Raw genomic sequence first — 245 nt, 5'->3', positions numbered from 1 at the left:
CGGTGAAGCCGCGCACGGCCTCGGCCAGGCTGAGCTTCTGTTCCGGCTGCCAGCCGCCCGGCGGTTGGCCGCTGCGGTCCTGGCGGGTCACCGCCGCGTACAGGCCCAGGCGTGGATCGGGCGACTCGACCGGGAAATCCGAGCCCAGTGCCAGCCGCGCGCCGCTGTGCAGCAGGCGCTGCCAGGCATAAGCGCCGAGGATGCGCTGCGGACCGAGGCGGTCTTCCGCCCAGGGCATGTCGGAG

Annotated in this window: 1 protein-coding gene; it reads right to left on the bottom strand. The window is 73.9% G+C overall.

The window, feature by feature from the left end; translation table 11 throughout:
* On the bottom strand, window positions 1–245 hold a 245-nt coding region (locus SB822_RS59860), incomplete at both ends, for an amidohydrolase family protein (RefSeq protein ID WP_410859478.1).

The sequence above is a fragment of the Paraburkholderia sp. SIMBA_054 genome, from assembly GCF_046534875.1.
GTDB lineage: Bacteria > Pseudomonadota > Gammaproteobacteria > Burkholderiales > Burkholderiaceae > Paraburkholderia > Paraburkholderia hospita.
Note: the sequence above shows the minus strand (reverse complement) of the source record. Positions and strands in the feature narration are given on the sequence as shown.